Consider the following 18,499-nt stretch of genomic DNA (forward strand, 5'->3'; position numbering starts at 1 on the left):
GATTACGGAATACACGTCAATGACGAAGAGATCAGATACCGCTACGCCGACCCCCACGATTTGCTCGACGTCGCGTTCCAACACCCCGCCGACGCACCGCCCGGAACGAGTTGGGGGTACAGCAACACCAACTACATTCTGGCCGGCCTACTCGTACAGAAGGTTACCGGCCGCCCCCTCGCCGAGGAGATGAATCGACGTATCTTCGCGCCGATCGGCCTGCGCGACACCTACTTCCCATCCCCGGGAGACATGACCATCCGGGGTCCCCATCCCAAGGGATACCACCGCACCGCACCAGACAGCCCACTGAGTGACGTCACAGAGATGGACCCGTCGTGGGGATGGGCCGCAGGGCAGCTGATCTCCACCACCTCGGACCTCAACCAGTTCCTCTACGCGCTACTCGACGGACGACTGCTCCCCGCAGCCGAACTCGACCAGATGCGTACCACCGTCCACGTCGGCGGGCCCACCGGACTCGAGTACGGCCTCGGCCTCACCAGCAGGACTCTCTCGTGCGGCGGGGTCTACTGGGGCCATGGCGGCGACATAGTCGGTTACGAGACCCGCGGCGGCATCACCGACAACGGGCGCGCCGTAAACCTTGCGGTGACTGCTCTTCCCACGACTGCGTCCGCCACGCAACACGTCGTAGACACCGTGGACAGAGCTTTGTGCAGTTAAAGCTCTGGTGACAGCGTCACCCGGAATCTCACCCGAGTGACGCTGTACCGCCCGACGAAACATTCGGTCGGTTATTGGCCGAACGGACCAATGCGGCCTACGTGTCCGCTGCCACACTTCATCAGTCCATGCGGCACAACGCAATTCAGGAGGCATGATGAAGTCGGAACGCGCCACAGTTGAGGAACCCTCGCATAGCGGCGGCAAGTCGATACAAAACATATTGGACAACAAGTCAATTCGTCGAACAACGACTATGACTGTTGGGCTGCTCAGTACGATCTGGATGATCGACATGATAGATCGCGTGATGATCGGGCTTGCACTGCCGATGATCGGAGACGAATTCTCCCTCAGTAATACGCAATTGGGCGGAGTCGTGTCGATCTTCGCCATCTTTTACATGCTCGGGCAGGTCCCCGGCGGCATGCTGGCCGACCGATTCGGACCCCGGCCACTGTTGATCGTTGCGTTGATCCTGTGGTCGGTGTTCACCGCACTGACAAGATTCGCCTGGGGACTCGTCTCGCTGATGGTCATGCGTGCGATGTTCGGGCTCAGCCAGGGTCTCTTCCCAGCAGCGTCGTTCAAAGCTCTGGCTGAGCGAACCCGTCCGAAAACTCGCGCCACGGCCATGGGCTTCATGATCGGTGCAAACAACCTGGGCCCCGGCATCGCACCATTGATCATCGCCCCAGTTCTCATGGCCGTCGGTTGGCGGGACGCATTTTGGCTGGTGGCCATAGTCGGCGCCGTGATCGGCACAGTCGTCTGGTTGGTGCTCCCGGCGCCGTTGGACACAGAGATCACGGAAGATCCGGAGGCCGCACTGCAACCGCTCGCCAGTGAACACTCACGCGCCGCGGTATTCAAGTCCGTTTCGGTCTGGAAGTTCGCACTTCTGTTCTGCCTGGCTAACATGGCCGGATATGGGCTGTTGACCTGGGTGCCGAGCTACCTCCTCAACGAAAAGGGGCTCTCGCTGATCGATACGGGAATCTTCGCGGCGATCCCGTTCATCGTCACGGCATTGGCCATCGTCGTCGGTGGACGTCTGGTGGACAAGTACTTTCACGACAGCGCGCGCATTCTGCTCGTTCCGTGCATGGCCACCTCCGCCATTCTGCTGTTCTTGATGACTACCACCGATACCGTCGCGATGTTCACGTTCTATCAAACCCTCGCGATGGGCGTCAGCGGACTGTGCTCGATGTCGATCTTCGCCCTCCCGTTGCGGGCATTGCCTGCCGAATTCCTCGGTTCCGGAATGGGTTTGATCAACGGTTGTGGACAGCTCGCCGGTTTCATCACCCCCCTCGTGATGGGATGGATGGTGGACCAGTTCTCGTACATGGCCGCGTTCGGAGTCCTGGTCGGCGCGACGGCTGCGGCGGCTCTGGTGGCCATGATCGTTCCGCAAACCCCGGCGAAATTCTGAGGGCTCTCACGTGGTCCGGCGAAGTGGCCGCTGAAGGGTCGTTCCCGGCAGTGGCCGCTTCGCCGATCCGGAGCTGACCCCGGTGCCAGCTCGTCACCTCACTGCATCGAACCCGTTGCGCGAGCGCCGAAGTGCGCGCCCTGCAAGCATCCCCGTCGGCACCCCGTCCGACAGTGCCGGTTGCCCATTGACCACAACGTGCCGCATTCCCGTCGCATACACTCTTGGGTTGTCGTATGTCGCGAGATCCTCTACCTGCGAGGGGTCGAAGATCGCCAGATCGGCGTATCCCCCTGGCGCAATGTAGCCCCGCTTCGCCAAACCGAAGTTTTCAGCAGGAAGGCTGGTCATTCGGCGAACGCATTCCTCGACTGATTGCCCGCCAATGCCGCGGGTGTAGCGGCTCAGAATACGGGCGAAAGTTCCGAATGAACGGGGGTGGACGGGTTGCCCCGCGAAAAGGGTCTCCGTGCTTTGAGCATCGGCATCGGAACCAACCGAAACCCAGGGACGCTCGAAGGCAGTTCGCGTGTTGTCCTCCGACGCAATGAAATAGGCAGCCTCGGCTGTGGGGAGAGCGTCGAGAACAGCCAGTATGGTGTCTACCGGGTCGTGATGCCCCATCCTCCGAGCAATAGATCCCAGAGCTTCCCCCGCTCGGATCCCGAGTGCCGGTACCTCGGACAAGATCGTCACCCCATCGGCGCCTCCGGACGCAGCGTAGAGATTCTCCCAGTCCTCGTCCTCACGATGGATCCTCTCGCGGATCTGCTCTCGGACACCGGTCGAGTTCAGGTGCGTGCGCCCGGCCGTCGTGTCACGACACCGAAACTCCGGTGGCAACGCGGCACTGAGCAGCGTGTTCCCCGCCTCGTACGGATATACGTCCGCGGTGATTCGCACACCGTCCTCGCGAGCCGACTCAACCAATTGCAAGGCCTCGGACATTTTGTGCCAGTGCGACTTACCAGCAACCTTGAGGTGGTAGATCTCCCCGCGCGCTCCTGTCGTTCGAGCGATATCGACCAGTTCCTCGATGCTTTCGAGAAACCTCTGCCCTTCGCTTCGGAGATGGCAGATATGGACGGCATCGTGTCTGGCGAGCACCTGCGAAAATGCTCGCAACTCGCCGGAATCCGCATAGCTTCCGGGTGGATAGATCAGAGCCGAACCCACTCCGAGAGCTCCATTTTCAAGCTCCTCGTCGAGCAGGGCACACGCTTCGGCCAGCTCTTGTTCACTCAACAGGCGATTGTCCACACCCGCAACCATCATGCGCAGATTCGCCGCGCCGACGAAGCTCGCCACGTTGAAACCGACGCCGTTCGTCTCCAAGGATTCGAGAAAATCATGCAACCTCGGCCAATGTGATTGCACCCCAGTTGGAATCGCGCCCAATCCGAGCATCGCCGGAGTCATCGAACCCGTGACCGGTCCGAGAGACACGCCTTCACCGAAGACCTGGGTTGTGACCCCCTGATACAAGTCCGACAATCCTCGTGGGTCTTGCTGCAGCGTGAGGTAACTATGGCTGAGCACATTCACAAAACCGGGAGCCACCATGCAACCGCGAGCATCGATGTCGATCGCCCCCGGCACAGCACCGATCGTTCCGACTTCCACGATCGTGTCACCGGAGATCGCAACATCCGCTTTCCTGGGCGGGCTCCCTCTACCATCGAGCACAGTCCCGTCCCGAACGACGATTGTCGGCAGCATCACGTCTCCTCCACGGTGGCCTTGCTGTCGCGAGATGCGACCCTGTTCACTTTGCTGAATCGTGGAAGCGAAATCTTGTTCCAGACACACATACGCGATGCAAAATTGGTGCCGCCCTACCAAACTGGCCCATGGTTCCGATCATGCCATCGGTCAGCCGACGACCCCGCGGATCTCATTCTCGGAGGCATTGGCGCCCGTGCAGACAACAGCAACGCGCTTGCCAGCGAAGGTGTTCGGATGCGCATAGACCGCAGCAAGTGCGGCCGCACCGGCGCCTTCGCTCAAAGTGTGAGCGTCGTAGAGCAACGCCCGCTGCGCGAGGGTGATGTCATCGTCCGTGACGAGCAGGAATCCCCCGAGGCGTTCACGCAAGACACGTTGAGTGAGTGCGAACCCGGCACCGGTCGCAAGCCCTTCGACACGGGTGGTGTTCGAGCGCTCGACGCACGTGCCGGAACTCCACGAGTCATGTGCGGCTCGTGCGGCCTCAGACTGCACTGCGAACACCTCGAGGTGCGGTGCAAGCGCACTCGCGACGAGACACGCCGCCGCCGCACCGCTGCCGCCACCGACTGGGACCACCACCGCGTCCAGATCAGGTTGTTGTTCGAGGAGTTCGACGTAGGCCGTTGCAACACCGGCGAGGATTGCCGGCTCATTGGCGGCGCTCACGAGACGCAGGCCGTCACGTTCGCTGATGAAATCGGCATGAGCACGTGCCTCGTCGAAGTTCACACCGTGCTCGATGAGCTCGGCTCCGAGCATGCGGACAGCGTGAGCCTTGACTGGATTCGCCCCAACCGGCATGACGATCACACACCGCACGCCCGCACCCGCCGCGGCATACGCCAAGGATTGAGCATGGTTTCCGGTCGAGTAGCCGACAATCCCCCGCGCCCGCGTCGCCTCATCCAGTCCTGCCACCAGGTTCAGTCCGCCGCGAACCTTGAACGCACCCGTGGGGTGCACGTTCTCGTGTTTGACGAACAATTGGCTGCACGAGCCCGCACCCAAGGTCGGGTGCGATATCAGGGGCGTGACCGGTAGATGCCGACGGACGACCTGACTGGCACGCTCGATGTCTGCCCATACGGGTGGATGTAGCTGGTTTGATGCCGTGAGATCAGATGCCGGTGCCATGTGATTCACCCTGCCAAACACCGATTCATAGATCCAATACGTGTTTTCGTCCAAAGCATCGAAATCTTCTATGATTTTGGCATGCTCGATCTAATTCGGCTGAGGGTCCTGGTCGCTGTTGCACAGGAAGGGTCGGTGACAGCCGCCGCCGATTCTCTCGGTTACGCGCAGCCCTCCATCAGTCACCACCTTCGACTGCTCGAATCGGAAGTCGGGGTTCCACTGTTCCAGAGAGCGGGTCGTGGACTGCGCCTGACGGACGCCGGCGCAGTGCTGGTTCGGCGAGCCACCGGGATCCTCGGCCACGTCGACGCAGCGGTAGCCGAAGTCCAGACGTACGCCGGACTGAGGACCGGGCGACTACGACTGGCCGCATTCCCGTCAGCCCTGGCGAGTTTGATTCCGCAGGCGATGGCAGCGTTCACGTCCCAGTACCCCGATGTGTCCATCAGCCTCGTTGATGCAGAACCACCCAAAGCACTTGCACTGCTTCGCAACAACGATGTCGACGTAGCTGTTGTCTTCGCGCACGAGGACACCCCTGAAGTCGGGCTCAAGCATGTCGCGCAGACGACTTTGCTGGAAGATCCGTTGTACCTGATCACCTCTACGCGGAATGCAGATGCCGCCAACGAGATCACGGACTACGCCGGTGAGACCTGGATTGCCGGTTGCCCGAGCTGCCGAGCCCACCTCCTCACCGCTTGCAATCGAGCTGGATTCATTCCGCGGATCGAGTTCGAGACCGACGACTACGTCGCCGTCCAAGCCCTGGTCGCCTCCGGAAGCGGGGTAAGCACCCTTCCGGCCCTCGCCCTCCAGGCACATCAGAACCCGAGTATCCGCGCACACCGCATTCCCGGCGAGCGACGCACTGTCTCCGTCGCAACCTACGGCAAACCTCCACTTGCTCCCGCGATCGACGCGTTCGTCAGAACTCTGACAGCGATATCCGAATCCATGCGTGAGCGCGTCGAATTGGATGGGCACCAAGATAACCGGTGACCTCAGCTCCGGCCGACCACCGCGACTATCAGTGCGGCAAGTTCGCTTCGAGCATCGTCGGGCGAGAGCGCTCCCGCTACCGCCGCATGCGAGAGTGCCTCTGCAGCACCGAATATTGCGGTCATCGAAGGTTGCGCAAGTCCGCCGCCCGCACCAAAGGGAGTCAGCGCCTCCCGACATCGTTCGGAATAGGCGTGCTCCGATTCACGCTTGACCCGCTCCAGCTCGGGCGAACCCTCCAGCGCTGCAAGCACACCCGTCAGTTCACGCCCCTGCGCCAGCGAACATCCGACGTAGGAGTCGGCGATGGCATTCGCGCGTCCGTTCAGAGACTCATCCGCGGCATCGAGATACTCCTCGAGCATCACCGTCTGACGATCGTCGAATTCCTTGAAGAGGGCTGCCAACAACGCGGCGCGAGAGGCGAAATGGCTGTATACAACTGGCTTTGCAACGCCGGCACGTTCAGCCAACCGACCAAGGGTCAGCGCGTCCGCACCCTCCTCTCGCACCAATGCCCACGACACCTCCACGAGTTGTTCGTACCTGCCGGCTCGCGACAGTCTCGTACGTGCCATCGGACACCTCCTTGCGCTATATACCAATAGTAACCTACTCTTAGTACATAAGCGCACCATCTACCGAAGGACGCTCATGACCACACTCGTCGTAGTCTCCCACTCCGATCCTCAGTCACTTACCCAGCATGTCGCCCGTTCTACCGCCGACGCGATCCGCGACCTGGGCGGCGACGTCGACTTCGCGGACCTACATGCCGAGAATTTCGATCCCCGATTCGCCGAAGCCGATGTGAACCTGTTCCGCGGCAAAGGGACTCCCCCGGCCGATGTTGTAGCCGAGCAGGACCGAATCGATCGCGCAGACGATCTGATTCTCGTGTTTCCGATGTACTGGTGGTCGATGCCCGCACTACTCAAAGGTTGGATCGATCGAGTCTTCGTCAGCGGATGGGCGTACGAATTCACCCCGGGAAGCGAATTCGTGAAGAAACTGGACCGACTCACCGTCCACCTGATTCCAGTCGCAGGTGACGACGCCGAGAGTTTCGACCGACACGGCGTGTACGAGGCCTTCCGGACACAGATCGAACGCGGAATCATCGAATATTGCGGTGCCACACTGGGATCGACAACCTTCGTTCACGAGTCGGACACGAAGAGCCGAGACGTCCTCGCCGCAGAAATCCACGACCTCAGCGAAAGCATCGCGTCCCGTGCCGCCTACCCTGCGACCGCGACTTCCCGTTGACGGTCAAAAACGGTCAACTGACGCTTGACCGGCCCGTGGCCGCCCAGTAGCGAAGCGTGTCTCCAGCATGGCCGAGGTTGCGCGACAACTGATCAGCTGGGCGCACGCTATCGAGAAGTCCCCCACACCCTTCGATAACATTACGCGAACCCGCGTTCGTTTCGTCGCAGGTAATCAGGACGCGACTGAGCCCCACCGGGTCGCCGGCATACGTGAGCACTTCCCCCAGAGCAGCCGACGCTATCCCTTTCCGCCGTTCCGACGGCCGAATCCCGTAGCCGATATGACCACCAAGATCAGCCAAGAACTCATTCAAGCTGTGTCGCAACTGGATAGCACCGAGATACCTGCCGTCTCGCACGATCCACCAGTTGGTTGCCGGGACAATGTCGGGCCCCGGCAACGCCTCGGGCTGCGCCAACAACTCCTGCACCCAGTGCCCGAACCCATCGCGGGAGGCAAGGTCGAGATCCAGACGTTGCGCAACTCCCAAGGCCGAGCCGGGCTGATCCGCATGCGGTCCGCCCCACTCGTCACGCGACTCCAACCAGGACACCCACAAGGCCTCGTCAGGCGCAACCAAATCGACTGTCATAGCAGCGATGCTACGTCGCACCCGCAATGGTCGAGACTTCGCCTCAATCCATCACAAAAGCACATAGTGTCGATGTATGAGTGGACGATTCACAGCTGGGGTCTTTATCGTCGTCGTCAGTGTCGTCGCCGTTGCGTTGGTTTGGACCGGCGTTCGAGACTATGAATCTTTCACTCCACCGGTCGCGACGGCGGTCGATCGGGCAGACTGCCTCGCCCCTGATATCACCGCCGCGCTCGTAGCCCCCGAGGCACGCGACAGCAGCATCGCACTTCGCCCCGAGGGAAGTGGTTACCCGCCTCCTGATTTCAGCCCCGTTGCCGTTGTTCGATGCGAACGCGGAGAAACGTCCGACGGTGGGTTGACAATCGACTCCATACGCCTCGAGGGGGACATCCACGCGGTGGACGATGCATTCCGCGAACAGTCTCGTCGATTTCCTGCCAACGTCCGGGCCGACTGCGCGTACCGTCTCGTCCCGCCAGCCGGTTTGTGGCTGGTAGACGAAGCAGGAGCAGCCATACGCCCTACCTGGCCGACCGCGCCCTGCGGACTGCAAGAGAAACCACACGCAGCCCTGAGCCAACTACATGAGATCAGCCGCGCGCAGCATCCGGTCGACGGCATCTCCTCCGATGACGCCGGAACCTGCGCGGAGTCGATCGGACAACCGTTCGCGACGACCACTGAAGCTGACATGAGTCGCATGGCAGAACACGAAGACACTCACGCGCGCCCACTGACGGAAACAGCTTTGGCTACACCGATTTCCGACGTCGGCAGACTACGGGTGTGCCGCTATTCCACCGAACCGCCGCTGCCCGAGTCCCGAATCCGCTTGTCACGCCAGCAGAGTACTGATCTGATGGAGGTTGCATCCACCGCGCCACCTGCAGGCCCATGCGATCTCGTCGCCCATCACATCGCTTCGATCGACGTACTTCGTCCCGACGGATCGGGCGGCACGCGGATGGCAGTCGAACTCGACGGATGCCAACGCGTAAACCTCCTCGGACAACGTCAATTACCGCCCGCAGTCATTGCGCTCCTGTTGCAGTAGCGACCCACACCCGAGTTCATCGAGACTGATCGTAGAAAACCGACGATGAAATCACAGGTCTCGAATCGACGTGACCACAACTGGCCTGACCGGCTTGGGCGCCGCGCCGCAACTCGGTGGACGCGGCGCGAGTTCGGAGAGTGCCGTCTCCACCGCCCATAGCCGGCCGTCCACATGTGTGACGACGCATGTCCCGTCACTCGCCTGCTCGATGACAGCCAAGTCGTCGATTCCGCAGGTTATTTGCTGTCGCACAGCAATTTCCGAAGCCTGCCCCGCAGGAGACCAACAACTCCGTCCACGCAGGCCTGGCAAATGGACCTGATCTCGGGAAGCCACCTCCACGGCCGTGACACTCTCACTTGCCGACAGACGGCCGTACGTATTGCCGCTCGGCAACAGGATCATCGACGGCGCGAATCGGTGCCCGCCGGTATGCGAACACTCCCACACCTGGGGCCCGAAGGACGACATCAGCGCTGCGGCGATCGGCCTGCCGAATACAGCGCAGCACTGGTCGCGCTTGCCGTGTGCGCAAACCAATACGACTGGCTCGGTCACTTGCTCGCCCAGTCCTGGTGGCGGCCCATCCAGCAAGAAGAAATCGACGTCGAGTAATTCCATCGGCGAATCGATGTGCAACCTTTCACACCATGAGTCGCTCGGATCGGAGCGCGCAAGCAGGACGGTGTGTCCATCAGTCATCGGATCGGTGCGCCCGGGTCGCCGAACGAACATGATTCGTACGTTCGCTGCATCGGCTCGGCGGCTCAGCTCGGCGGCAAGCTCCTCCCCCAAGGCCGTACCGTCCAACACGTCACGACCCCACGCGGCATTGAATTCGAGGCATACCCAGCCCTGCACGACGGCAGCGCTGCCTGCCAGCGGCTCATCGACAGCAGACAGTGCGGAACAGGTTTCGGCTTCGATCACGAGGCCCATTGTGTCAGCCTCGCTGGGTGTCGATTAGCAAGTCCCTGTGGCCCAGTGACGCGGCAGCTCAATAGAACTTCTTGCCCTCCGCAAGCTGGTTCACGAACTTCTCGATCCGCCTGGCTCGCGTCTCCGGACGCTTTGCCTCCTGCAGTCGGTACGCGATGGTGAATCGGTTGGTGGAATTGAGCGTCGCGTAGAACTCACGAGCCTTCGGGTTTTCCGCGAGCGCATCGAGAAAGTCTTTGGGGACCTCGGCCTTGGCTGATCCCTCGTACGCGCGATCCCATCGACCGTCGGCCTTGGCCTTCTCGATCTCGGCGATGCCGGAAGGCTCGAGAAGTCCCGCAGCGTCGAGGCGGGCGACTATCTCGACGTTGCGTTTGGACCACGGACTCCGCGCGGTGCGTCGCGAAAACTTCTGTACGAAGAAATCGTCGTCGATTCGCCGTGCGAGGCTGTCGATCCAGCCGAAGCACAGGGCAACGTCCAACGCTTGGTCGTAGTCGATCGAACTGTGCGACGAGGTCTTCTTGGCCATTTTCAGCCAAAGGCCGGGGACCACCTCGTGGTTCTCGGACAGCCATCGACGGAACTCTGCTCCGTCAGCGAAGTATTCGGTGCCGAGTTCGACTGCCATCAGTGCTCCTCATTTTCGCGATACCCATACCCTGACAAAACCCTGCGACAAATATCCGAGAGTTCCGAGTGCGAGCACCCATTTGGCAATACTGACGGTCGAAGCGGCGCGAACCCTCGAGTCGGTGATCCTGTCGCGATGATCGAGGAAATGGAGTCCGACCACGTTCTCGACGTAGTCGCCGGCCGCCGACAGTACCGGCACTACGGCAAGGGCGCGCCGAGTTGCCGGGGAAAGGGGAACCCGCTCCCCGAGCCTCGTGCCCGCTGACCGCAAAGCCATCGCGTAGATCGCGGGATGTACGAAATCGGGGTAGTAGTGACTACGAAATCGTGCCGTGGCCTCGTCGTCCATGGAGTCCAAGATCTCGACGTACCGGCGAGCGGAGAACGCCGTCTGCACTTCCAATACTTTGGGAGCCACCGGCCCGAGTAGGCGAGCAATATTCGCTTGTGAGACAACAAAAGCGGTGGTCCACAGTGCCATCGCCTTCGCAGATCCAGTTGGTGCCATGCCACGATCGTGCCATCTTCGCACAACAGAACGGAACGGCCCGACGGAAGAGCTCGCCGAAAATGTGAATGAGGTTGTAAAAAGCGGGCATTCCGTATCGATCATCGGTCCGATAGCGGGGAGCGCGCATGTCGCCCAAGTCCAACCCGACTGTTCTGTTCATCCACGGACTCTGGATGCACCCGACCACCTGGGACCCCTGGGCGCAGGTTTTCAACGCGCAGGGATACCCCACGATGGCGCCGGGGTGGCCAGGGGACGCGTCGACCGTGGGTGAGACGCGTGAACACCCGGAAGACATCGCGGGACACGGCATCGAGGACGTGACGGATCACTACGCCAAGGTGATAGCCGATCTCGACGAACCACCGATCGTGGTGGGGCATTCGTTCGGAGGTTTGATCGCGCAGAAACTTCTGGGCCAGAAGCTGGCGACCGCGGCAATTGCCATCGACCCGGCTCAGCCCAAAGGGGTGTTGAAACTTCCCCTCGTTCAACTGGGCAGTGTTTTCCCGGTCCTGTCCAACCCCGGGAACTACCGGAAGGCGTACTCACACAACAGAGAGTCGTTCCACAAGTCCTTCGCCAGTGCCGTGTCCAAGGACGAGTCCGACGCATTGTTCGAGCAGTATGCGATTCCCGCCCCTGGTCGGCCGTTGTTCGAGGCAGCACTCGCCAACTTCGCGCCCCACAGCCCCGCTGCAGTAGATTTCAACGCCCGCCGCGGGCCACTCCTGATGATCGGCGGCGGCAAGGATCGCACAGTCCCGAAAGCCAGTTCGGACAGCTCGTTCAAGAAGTACGCCAAGGCCCCGACGATCAACGAATACAAGGTCTTCGGCGATCGAGGTCACTCGCTGACCATCGACCACGGCTGGCGTGAGATCGCGGACTACAGCCTTGCCTGGCTCGACAAGCAGGGCATGAGCCCGCCGCAAGGCAAGCACGAAAGTCAGTCTCAGCCGAAAGCTTGAAAACGACGGCGGTACACCTGCGGCGAGATTCCGAGATGCGTCGAAAATGCTCGTCGTAGGGATTCCGAACTGCCGAATCCCGCCAATTGCGCGGCTTCGGTCACCGAGTGGCCGGCATCGAGGAGCGCTTTCGCGGAGTCGAAACGGATCAACTCGACGTATTTGGCCGGCGTCGTACCGAGTTCTTCCCGAAAGAGCCTCGTCAGATGCCGTGGGCTCAGGTGCGCCAGGGCAGCCAGTTCGTCGACCGAGTACTCCCCCGCCGGATCGGCGGCCACCGCCTCGACCACTGCGCGAAGCGCGGGCACCCGGGGCCGCGGCCCGCTCAACGACGGCGAGAACTGTGACTGCCCACCCGGACGTTGGAGAAATACCACCAGAAGCTGTGCGACACGTCGGGCCATTTCTGCACCATGATCTCGCTCGAGCAATGCGAGCGCGAGGTCGATCCCGGCGGTCACACCCGCAGACGAGAACACCGTGCCGTCCTGGATGAAAATGGCGTCGGGAACTACCGTGATCTGCGGATAGGCGCGCGCCAGCGTTGCCGTGTGTTGCCAATGCGTCGTTGCGCGGCGTCCATCGAGCAGTCCACTCGCCGCCAGGATGAATGTCCCGGTACAGATCGAGGCAACCCGACCCGAACGTCTCGCAAGATCGCTCGCTGCCTCACGCAATTCCGGACTCACCGGCATCGACGGGAACACGTCGCCACCCATGACCAGCAACGTGTCGAAGGAACCGGAATCTGCGACGTCACAGTCGACCGGAATGCGCATGCCGGTCGACGAGTCGACATCGTGTCCACCCACCGAGCAGATCACCAACTCGTAGTTCGCTCCGCCGCGATTGGCCTCTGCGAACACCTCACTCGGACCTGCGACGTCGAGCAGTTTGACGCCGTCGAACACCAGGACGGCAACTCGATGCACTGCGGTCACGATCGCTCCCCTTCGTCCTGATCTGTGGACAGTATGGCCGAGATCAGGGTGCGCCCGCGTGCGTGTTCGACCGACACTGGGATGGACCGAGAAATTCGCAGCAGCGACGAGCAGAGCAGGTACCGATGAACACGATCATTGCCGGTGTGAAAATCCCCGATTCGAAGATGGCTGCCGACGCCACCGAACTCGTCCGAGATACGGCGTCCGAGTTACTGTTTCACCACTCGCGACGCGTCTTCCTCTTCGGATCGCTGCAAGGCGCGCGTTTGGGACTGCACGCCGACCCCGAATTGCTCTACGTCGGCGCCATGTTTCACGACCTGGGGCTCACCGAGAAATTCCGGGACAGTACGGCGCGATTCGAATTGGACAGCGCGGACGAAGCGCGGCGATTCCTCACCGGCTACGAAGTCGACGAAACCGACATCCGCAAAGTGTGGGAAGGCATCGCTCTACATACGACGCCCGAGGTCCCCTCGCGGCTGGAGCCCGAAATCGCCTTGGTGACAGCGGGTGTGGAGACCGATGTACTCGGAATCGGATACAGCGAACTCGACCAGGCCGACATCGACGCCGTCACCGCGGCCCACCCCCGTCCGGATTTCAAGAATCAGATCTTGAAGGCCTTCACCGACGGCTTCAAGCACCGTCCCGAAAGTACGTTCGGGACGGTGAACGCTGACGTACTCGAACATTTTGTCCCGGGATTTCGGCACATCGATTTTGTCGAGGTCATCCAGAACTCGGCTTGGCCCCAATAGAATTCGCAGTCATTTGGCCGCCTCACTCATCGCAGCAGCATCTTCTGCCCCGAACTTTTCCTCGAGGGTCTCCGGCGAATAGTCGAGGTCGATCTCGGCGACGTCGCGCCCGCGTGCAGACTCGATCGCCGAAAGTCGGCGCTGCGCACGGTCTGCGGCATACTCGAGGAACTCCTGATTGTCCAAACCGAACGGCTGCACCTCGAATTGATCGTTGACCCAGTTGATCATTCCGAGGGCCATGGGCATGAGTTCACCCATCCGCTGCTGAACGACGTCCCAGTTGTGATCGTCGGCGGCGACGTGCCTTCGGCAGGTGAACGTTCCCCAAGCCATGTGCCGTCGTTCGTCGTCACCGATCTTTCGCACCAATTGCTGCATGCCAGGGAGGATTCCGCGCGTCGCACAAACTTTCTGCCAGGCGTAGTAACCCGTCAACGCCAGACTGCCCTCGATGACGTGGTTGTACGTGACGCTGGCACGCACCTGGTTGACCGGGCTGGGGTCTGTTTCGAGAATGCGTAGCGACGACGGCAGCTCCTCGTAGAACAGTTGCCGATAGTACGGATTGTCAGCGACGTAGGAATGCAGGTCACTGGTCAATCCCACTTCGTCCATCCACAGCCGAAACACCTGGGTGTGCTTGGCTTCCTCGAAACAGAACTGCGTCAAGTACATCTCGTCGCCGAATCGTCCCTCGGTCGACATTGCTTTCATGAACGGTTGAATGTCTTCGGTGACGGCTTCTTCACCGGCGATGAACTGTGCACACAGGAAGGTGGCGCTGCGCTGTTGTTCGCTGGTCAGCTCCTGCCAGTCACGGGCATCCTGCGAAAAATCGAGGTCGGTTGGGTTCCAGAATTTGGCATTTCCCTTGGTGAACAATCGGAGTGGGAACGAATCCCAGTTCAACCCTCCCGACCGAAGAGTACTGAAACCTTCTCGCCCCGGCGAGGTGACAGTCATGACATTCCTTCTTCCCGAACCGAAGACAGATGCCCCACCAGCATGCCCGCAGAACTGAAACGTGAATCAGTTTTGACGAAATTCGATCTATTCCTTCAGGGAAACCCCCTTGGTCTCCATCGCTGCGAAGAGCTTGGCGTTCATCTGAGCTGCCAGATCCGGCCGATACGAGCCGATGTTGAGCGGATTGGCGAGATTGTTCAGTTCCAAGGGGTCGGCTTGTAAGTCGTACAGTTCGTATTGCGGCGCAGCAACTCCCGCAGGATCGAAGTACATCGTGTACTTCCAGCGACTCTCGCGTATGCACCGAATGTGGTTGGGCTGCGTGACGATGTTCTGACCGTCGGGCGTCGCACAGTTCTGATCGTCGTAGGTGAACAGAATCGTGTCCTGAACCTGCGCGCTGGGACTTTGCGGATAAGCGGCAGCGTCGACGATGACCGGTGTCAGATCGGTACCCAGGAAGTTCCACGATTGACGCGCAGGCGCTTGGGCGAGCGTGGCGAGAGTGGGCATCACGTCGATCAACGACGCCAGGGCGTCGGTGCGAACGGGTTCGGGAAACAGCAAGGGGTTGCTGATGACCAGTGGAACGCGCAGTGTTTCCTCGTAGGCGTTGAACACTTTCTGCCGCAAACCTCCGTGGCTCATCCCCATCTCCCCGTGATCGGACATCCGAACGATCACCGTGTCGTCGAGCATCTGTGGAGTGGCTTCGATCGCGTCGAGCACGCTGCCGATGTGTTCGTCGACCACCTTGTGCATATAGGCGTAGAAGTTGATGTAGTTACGCGCCTGATCGGGTCCGAGCAGCGGCCCGAGCCCGGCTGCCAACAGCAGTTCCGACTGAACCTGGGCTGTCGGTTTGTGATTGAGCGCCAGGATCTCGTCGAAGGTGGGCGGCAAGTCGATACCCTGCTCGAAGGCGCCTGGCGCGTCCGATCCGTAGTTGTCGCACGTGCCGTTCATCGCGTTCCACGTCTGGGGGTACGCGAGGACATCGTGCGGGTTCACGAACGAGACGATCAGCGCCCAAGGCTGTCCGGATGCGACTGCGGGTCCGGAGAGAAACTCGACAGCTTCCTCGGCGACACGGCGATCATGGTCTGCGCACCCGCCACCGAAATGATCCGGATTGGTGTCCTGGCCCGCGTCCGGCGGAATCCACCCCTCGAAGCCGAATCCTGCCACGTCCTCGCTTGTCGGATCACCACCCTCGACGCCTTTGCTCAGATGCCATTTCCCCCGGTACTGGACGTTGTAGCCGGCCGACGCCAGCAGCTTTGCCATGTTCTGTTCGGAGACCTGCAACTGTGGCTCGGTGGGTGAGACAGTGCCACCTTCGGTGAGCGTTCTGGTGACCCCGTGCTGCGCGGGGTAGAGGCCGGTGAAGAACGTACTGCGACTGGGCGAGCACATCGCGGTGTTGCACACTGCCTGGTCGAAACTCAGCCCGTGATCGGCAATCCTCTTGCCGTTGGGCAGATTCTGTTCAGCCCAGCCTTGGGGCCAGTACATCGGCCGGCGTTCCTGATCGGTGATGATGACAACGATGTTGGGTTTCTGCGGAAACCGATCGGCGGGTGCTGCTTGTACCGGCACCGCGCTCACCGCGCCGGCCGCGACGTCTGCCACTCCCGCGAGGACAAGGGCACCGACGCCACCGAGGAACGTCCGGCGCGGCAATGAATGACAATGCGGGGCTGGAACGTTCTCTGGGTTCACGGGCGTCGTCCTCTCGGAGGCGTTGTCGCCCCAGAGTTGACCGAATCACTCTTCGCTACACATGCGCGAGCAAACTGCCCGTGCGCTGATCAGTTCGATAACCCGATCCGCACAGCGCAGCGGATCCGGTGTCCGGCCGATACCGAGGGTGTCGACTATCGAAATCGTCCTTCGCACATCAGCCTCCTCGACACCCCACGACCAACCGAAGTCGTGATTCCAGAGCAGAACTGCGTTCTTCCCCGGATGGTGCCTGGCATGAACGGGAAGGACGATCACCGCATCCATGCTCGGCCCCTGCGGCCATCGGACGGTCTCACCGTGAACGGACCGTGCTACCGCGTCGATGTATTCGTGTGCGGACCAGTCGTTGCCGTTGGTATGCATGGAAGTACATTCGGTGCCACACACGTTTCGGATGGGTTCTTGGCATCACCGATCGAGTAATGCGCTTTCAGGAAATGAACGGCAACACAACGGATTCGAATTGGCGATGACCGTCGCGGTGGACACTGTGGCCGGTACGGAAAGAGACCAATTCGCAGCGTGCGACGGTGGCTGCAACAGCGTCGAGGCGAACAGGATCCACCATCCCGCCCAGACCTCCACGCAGGAACAACATGTCAGCCTCGATGAGCGGCAACCGATCCCACCACTGCGGATCCGGTCGGCGGAACTGCTCGAGCGCGGACCGCGTCATCGAGCGATCGAACGTCAACGCGGCTCGCGGATGCCGCACCAAACTTGTTGTGGCATGCCACAGTTCTGGGACACTCGGCAATTTCCTCGCGAACACCTGTTCCGGGTCACCCGCACGTAGTGGTAACGGCGCTTCCTCGATGACCAACTTCCGCACCGCAGTGGGACGTTTCTGCGCGATCAACGACGCCGCGTGCCCGCCGAGCGAGTGGCCGACCAGGTCCACCTGCTCGAGTTCGAGATGATCACACACGTCCATGACGTCGTCCGCGAACTCCTCGAACAGATACGACGACGCACGAGCGCTCCGGCCGTGGCCGCGAAGGTCGACCGAGACAACTCGCCGGTTGCGTGATCGCAAGGTCCGCGCGAACTTGTCCCAGGTACCGCTGTCGCCGCCCATCCCGTGCACGAGGACTACCGGAGGCAGATCGGCCACACTGGGATGCGAGCCGGAATCGCGGTAGCTGATCTGGACCCCGCCGGCACTTCGTACGTTAGCGACACTCACGAGTTCCCAGGATAGACCCGTCCTCGCGGATTGCTGACGCGGTCAGCCGAGGCTGCAACTCCCCTGGTCGCGTGACCTCGTCGTAGCGACCGAGTCCGATCCTCGCGATGTTTCGCAGCGACTCGCTTGCATCGGCGAAGTAGCCGCAATGCCCTCGAACGGCTCCGGTACCGAAAACAATGGCTCCGTGCTGCGCCCGAACTGGAGACGGGCCGTGGCCGATGCGGCCGATCTTTACGCGTGGGAAATAGCGGATCCAGTCCGACGGACCAAGCGCAGCCCAGAGATTTCCGGCAAAGCACAGGTCTTCGCGCGAACTGGTCCCCATCCCCGGACTACCCAGCACCACGCAATCGTCCACTCGCGCCGACGGGAGAGCGAGTCCGCACACCACGGCCCCGTAGCTGTGTCCGACGAGCGTCACATGCGCCGATCGCGGCAGGATACGAGTCAACCGCGCCAGATCTATCGCACCAAGTTCTGCAAGTGTCCGGGAGAACGACTCGAGAAATCCCCACGGCGTCCGATAACCGACCCACACGATCACCGCGACGCGGTCGTTCGGCCCGAGCGTTCGGAGCATCCTTCCCAGTGTCCATCCGCTCGCGCGTGGTCCTGTCGGACGGTTCTCGTCGAAGTAGTTTCCCAGTCCGTTGTCGTTGCCCGGCACGAAGATCATGATGTGCTCGGCGGTGGCGACATCGCCGAACACCTCCACGATCCGGCCTTCGCCGGTCTCGTCGTACGCCAGAAGTTGTGCGTCGCGTAGCTCCATCGGCTCGTAGTGAAGTCGATCGGTTCCGGAAACGTCAGCTCGACCCGCCGTTTTCATGACACTCCTCGCGAAGAGTTGCAACGACGAGAATCATTGCAACATTGAGTTTTTGAATGTCATCAACGCTAGGCGCCCGATGGCG

20 protein-coding genes are annotated in these 18,499 nt (G+C 61.2%); 7 read left to right on the forward strand and 13 right to left on the reverse strand.

Features of this window, described 5'->3' with window-relative positions:
• Both A2J01_RS05760 and A2J01_RS05765 read left to right on the forward strand, forming a co-directional pair.
• A partial coding sequence (locus tag A2J01_RS05760; protein WP_156519191.1) for a serine hydrolase domain-containing protein occupies positions 1-687 on the forward strand: 687 nt, incomplete at its 5' end.
• Positions 688-973: 286 nt separating this feature from the next.
• Complete coding sequence (locus tag A2J01_RS05765) at positions 974-2,125, forward strand: MFS transporter (RefSeq protein ID WP_231915712.1); 1,152 nt, start codon at positions 974-976, stop codon at positions 2,123-2,125.
• A 93-nt stretch (positions 2,126-2,218) separates the two neighbouring features.
• Here A2J01_RS05765 and A2J01_RS05770 read toward each other — a convergent pair whose 3' ends face one another.
• Together A2J01_RS05770 and A2J01_RS05775 are read right to left on the reverse strand one after the other, a co-directional pair.
• Positions 2,219-3,844 carry an N-acyl-D-amino-acid deacylase family protein gene (locus A2J01_RS05770; RefSeq protein WP_064112303.1) on the reverse strand — a complete coding sequence of 542 codons (1,626 nt, stop codon included), beginning with the start codon at positions 3,842-3,844 and terminating at the stop codon, positions 2,219-2,221.
• A 153-nt stretch (positions 3,845-3,997) separates the two neighbouring features.
• A complete protein-coding gene (locus A2J01_RS05775) occupies positions 3,998-4,987 on the reverse strand; it encodes a threonine ammonia-lyase (protein ID WP_007727455.1) in 990 nt (329 codons plus the stop codon).
• Between the two features lie 81 nt (positions 4,988-5,068).
• Between A2J01_RS05775 and A2J01_RS05780 the strand changes: the two genes are divergently transcribed.
• Complete coding sequence (locus tag A2J01_RS05780; protein ID WP_064112292.1) at positions 5,069-5,992, forward strand: LysR family transcriptional regulator; 924 nt, start codon at positions 5,069-5,071, stop codon at positions 5,990-5,992.
• Between the two features lie 2 nt (positions 5,993-5,994).
• Here the strand turns inward: A2J01_RS05780 and A2J01_RS05785 are convergent, their stop codons facing one another.
• Positions 5,995-6,570, reverse strand: coding sequence for a TetR/AcrR family transcriptional regulator (locus A2J01_RS05785; RefSeq protein ID WP_064112293.1), 576 nt, complete (start codon positions 6,568-6,570; stop codon positions 5,995-5,997).
• Positions 6,571-6,646: 76 nt separating this feature from the next.
• Between A2J01_RS05785 and A2J01_RS05790 the strand changes: the two genes are divergently transcribed.
• Entirely contained in the window at positions 6,647-7,261 is a 615-nt protein-coding gene (locus A2J01_RS05790; RefSeq protein WP_064112294.1) for an NAD(P)H-dependent oxidoreductase, read from the forward strand.
• Positions 7,262-7,274: 13 nt separating this feature from the next.
• Here the strand turns inward: A2J01_RS05790 and A2J01_RS05795 are convergent, their stop codons facing one another.
• Positions 7,275-7,856, reverse strand: coding sequence for a GNAT family N-acetyltransferase (locus A2J01_RS05795; protein ID WP_064112295.1), 582 nt, complete (start codon positions 7,854-7,856; stop codon positions 7,275-7,277).
• A gap of 76 nt (positions 7,857-7,932) precedes the next feature.
• Between A2J01_RS05795 and A2J01_RS05800 the strand changes: the two genes are divergently transcribed.
• Complete coding sequence (locus A2J01_RS05800; protein ID WP_030535108.1) at positions 7,933-8,916, forward strand: hypothetical protein; 984 nt, start codon at positions 7,933-7,935, stop codon at positions 8,914-8,916.
• A gap of 51 nt (positions 8,917-8,967) precedes the next feature.
• Here the strand turns inward: A2J01_RS05800 and A2J01_RS05805 are convergent, their stop codons facing one another.
• From A2J01_RS05805 to A2J01_RS05815, 3 genes are read right to left on the reverse strand one after another with little or no spacing between them, the layout of a single operon-like run.
• Positions 8,968-9,858 (reverse strand): sucrase ferredoxin, encoded by an 891-nt coding sequence (locus A2J01_RS05805; protein ID WP_064112296.1) that lies wholly within the window; start codon positions 9,856-9,858, stop codon positions 8,968-8,970.
• A gap of 58 nt (positions 9,859-9,916) precedes the next feature.
• Entirely contained in the window at positions 9,917-10,489 is a 573-nt protein-coding gene (locus A2J01_RS05810; protein ID WP_007727476.1) for a YdeI/OmpD-associated family protein, read from the reverse strand.
• A gap of 9 nt (positions 10,490-10,498) precedes the next feature.
• Positions 10,499-11,002 carry a hypothetical protein gene (locus A2J01_RS05815; protein ID WP_042449832.1) on the reverse strand — a complete coding sequence of 168 codons (504 nt, stop codon included), beginning with the start codon at positions 11,000-11,002 and terminating at the stop codon, positions 10,499-10,501.
• A 128-nt stretch (positions 11,003-11,130) separates the two neighbouring features.
• On the opposite strand from A2J01_RS05815, the gene A2J01_RS05820 reads away from it, so the two are divergent.
• Entirely contained in the window at positions 11,131-11,976 is an 846-nt protein-coding gene (locus A2J01_RS05820) for an alpha/beta hydrolase (protein ID WP_042923446.1), read from the forward strand.
• Here A2J01_RS05820 and A2J01_RS05825 read toward each other — a convergent pair.
• Positions 11,961-12,917: a GlxA family transcriptional regulator gene (locus A2J01_RS05825; protein WP_007727480.1), complete on the reverse strand. Its 957-nt coding sequence runs from the start codon at positions 12,915-12,917 to the stop codon at positions 11,961-11,963. The two genes, A2J01_RS05820 and A2J01_RS05825, sit on opposite strands and share 16 nt — an antisense overlap.
• Positions 12,918-13,042: 125 nt before the next feature.
• On the opposite strand from A2J01_RS05825, the gene A2J01_RS05830 reads away from it, so the two are divergent.
• Positions 13,043-13,681 carry an HD domain-containing protein gene (locus tag A2J01_RS05830; RefSeq protein WP_007727481.1) on the forward strand — a complete coding sequence of 213 codons (639 nt, stop codon included), beginning with the start codon at positions 13,043-13,045 and terminating at the stop codon, positions 13,679-13,681.
• A gap of 9 nt (positions 13,682-13,690) precedes the next feature.
• Here A2J01_RS05830 and A2J01_RS05835 read toward each other — a convergent pair whose 3' ends face one another.
• The 5 genes from A2J01_RS05835 to A2J01_RS05855 all read right to left on the reverse strand — a co-directional run bounded on the left by A2J01_RS05835 (position 13,691) and on the right by A2J01_RS05855 (position 18,414).
• Positions 13,691-14,647, reverse strand: coding sequence for a R2-like ligand-binding oxidase (locus tag A2J01_RS05835; protein ID WP_019747614.1), 957 nt, complete (start codon positions 14,645-14,647; stop codon positions 13,691-13,693).
• 87 nt (positions 14,648-14,734) lie between these two features.
• The gene (locus A2J01_RS05840) at positions 14,735-16,372 is read right to left on the reverse strand and encodes a sulfatase-like hydrolase/transferase (RefSeq protein ID WP_064112297.1); all 1,638 of its coding nucleotides are present in this window, start codon (positions 16,370-16,372) and stop codon (positions 14,735-14,737) included.
• A gap of 45 nt (positions 16,373-16,417) precedes the next feature.
• Positions 16,418-16,759: a DUF6292 family protein gene (locus A2J01_RS05845; RefSeq protein ID WP_003940902.1), complete on the reverse strand. Its 342-nt coding sequence runs from the start codon at positions 16,757-16,759 to the stop codon at positions 16,418-16,420.
• Positions 16,760-16,826: 67 nt separating this feature from the next.
• The gene (locus A2J01_RS05850; RefSeq protein ID WP_030535116.1) at positions 16,827-17,582 is read right to left on the reverse strand and encodes an alpha/beta fold hydrolase; all 756 of its coding nucleotides are present in this window, start codon (positions 17,580-17,582) and stop codon (positions 16,827-16,829) included.
• Entirely contained in the window at positions 17,569-18,414 is an 846-nt protein-coding gene (locus A2J01_RS05855; RefSeq protein ID WP_054188134.1) for an alpha/beta hydrolase, read from the reverse strand. The genes A2J01_RS05850 and A2J01_RS05855 overlap by 14 nt, the downstream gene beginning before the upstream one ends.
• Positions 18,415-18,499: the final 85 nt, after the last annotated feature.

Source organism: Rhodococcus sp. EPR-134 (assembly GCF_001647205.1).
Classification (GTDB): domain Bacteria; phylum Actinomycetota; class Actinomycetes; order Mycobacteriales; family Mycobacteriaceae; genus Rhodococcus_F; species Rhodococcus_F qingshengii.

What these genes read in the sequence shown, in the direction of transcription:
- A2J01_RS05845 (WP_003940902.1), bottom strand. Translation starts at nt 16,759, where the DNA reads ATGCATACCAACGGCAACGACTGGTCCGCACACGAATACATCGACGCG.
- A2J01_RS05820 (WP_042923446.1), top strand. Translation starts at nt 11,131, where the DNA reads ATGTCGCCCAAGTCCAACCCGACTGTTCTGTTCATCCACGGACTCTGG.
- A2J01_RS05805 (WP_064112296.1), bottom strand. Translation starts at nt 9,858, where the DNA reads ATGGGCCTCGTGATCGAAGCCGAAACCTGTTCCGCACTGTCTGCTGTC.
- A2J01_RS05780 (WP_064112292.1), top strand. Translation starts at nt 5,069, where the DNA reads ATGCTCGATCTAATTCGGCTGAGGGTCCTGGTCGCTGTTGCACAGGAA.
- A2J01_RS05855 (WP_054188134.1), bottom strand. Translation starts at nt 18,414, where the DNA reads ATGAAAACGGCGGGTCGAGCTGACGTTTCCGGAACCGATCGACTTCAC.
- A2J01_RS05795 (WP_064112295.1), bottom strand. Translation starts at nt 7,856, where the DNA reads ATGACAGTCGATTTGGTTGCGCCTGACGAGGCCTTGTGGGTGTCCTGG.
- A2J01_RS05830 (WP_007727481.1), top strand. Translation starts at nt 13,043, where the DNA reads ATGAACACGATCATTGCCGGTGTGAAAATCCCCGATTCGAAGATGGCT.
- A2J01_RS05765 (WP_231915712.1), top strand. Translation starts at nt 974, where the DNA reads ATGATCGACATGATAGATCGCGTGATGATCGGGCTTGCACTGCCGATG.
- A2J01_RS05775 (WP_007727455.1), bottom strand. Translation starts at nt 4,987, where the DNA reads ATGGCACCGGCATCTGATCTCACGGCATCAAACCAGCTACATCCACCC.
- A2J01_RS05790 (WP_064112294.1), top strand. Translation starts at nt 6,647, where the DNA reads ATGACCACACTCGTCGTAGTCTCCCACTCCGATCCTCAGTCACTTACC.
- A2J01_RS05810 (WP_007727476.1), bottom strand. Translation starts at nt 10,489, where the DNA reads ATGGCAGTCGAACTCGGCACCGAATACTTCGCTGACGGAGCAGAGTTC.
- A2J01_RS05770 (WP_064112303.1), bottom strand. Translation starts at nt 3,844, where the DNA reads ATGCTGCCGACAATCGTCGTTCGGGACGGGACTGTGCTCGATGGTAGA.
- A2J01_RS05785 (WP_064112293.1), bottom strand. Translation starts at nt 6,570, where the DNA reads ATGGCACGTACGAGACTGTCGCGAGCCGGCAGGTACGAACAACTCGTG.
- A2J01_RS05800 (WP_030535108.1), top strand. Translation starts at nt 7,933, where the DNA reads ATGAGTGGACGATTCACAGCTGGGGTCTTTATCGTCGTCGTCAGTGTC.
- A2J01_RS05835 (WP_019747614.1), bottom strand. Translation starts at nt 14,647, where the DNA reads ATGACTGTCACCTCGCCGGGGCGAGAAGGTTTCAGTACTCTTCGGTCG.
- A2J01_RS05815 (WP_042449832.1), bottom strand. Translation starts at nt 11,002, where the DNA reads ATGGCACCAACTGGATCTGCGAAGGCGATGGCACTGTGGACCACCGCT.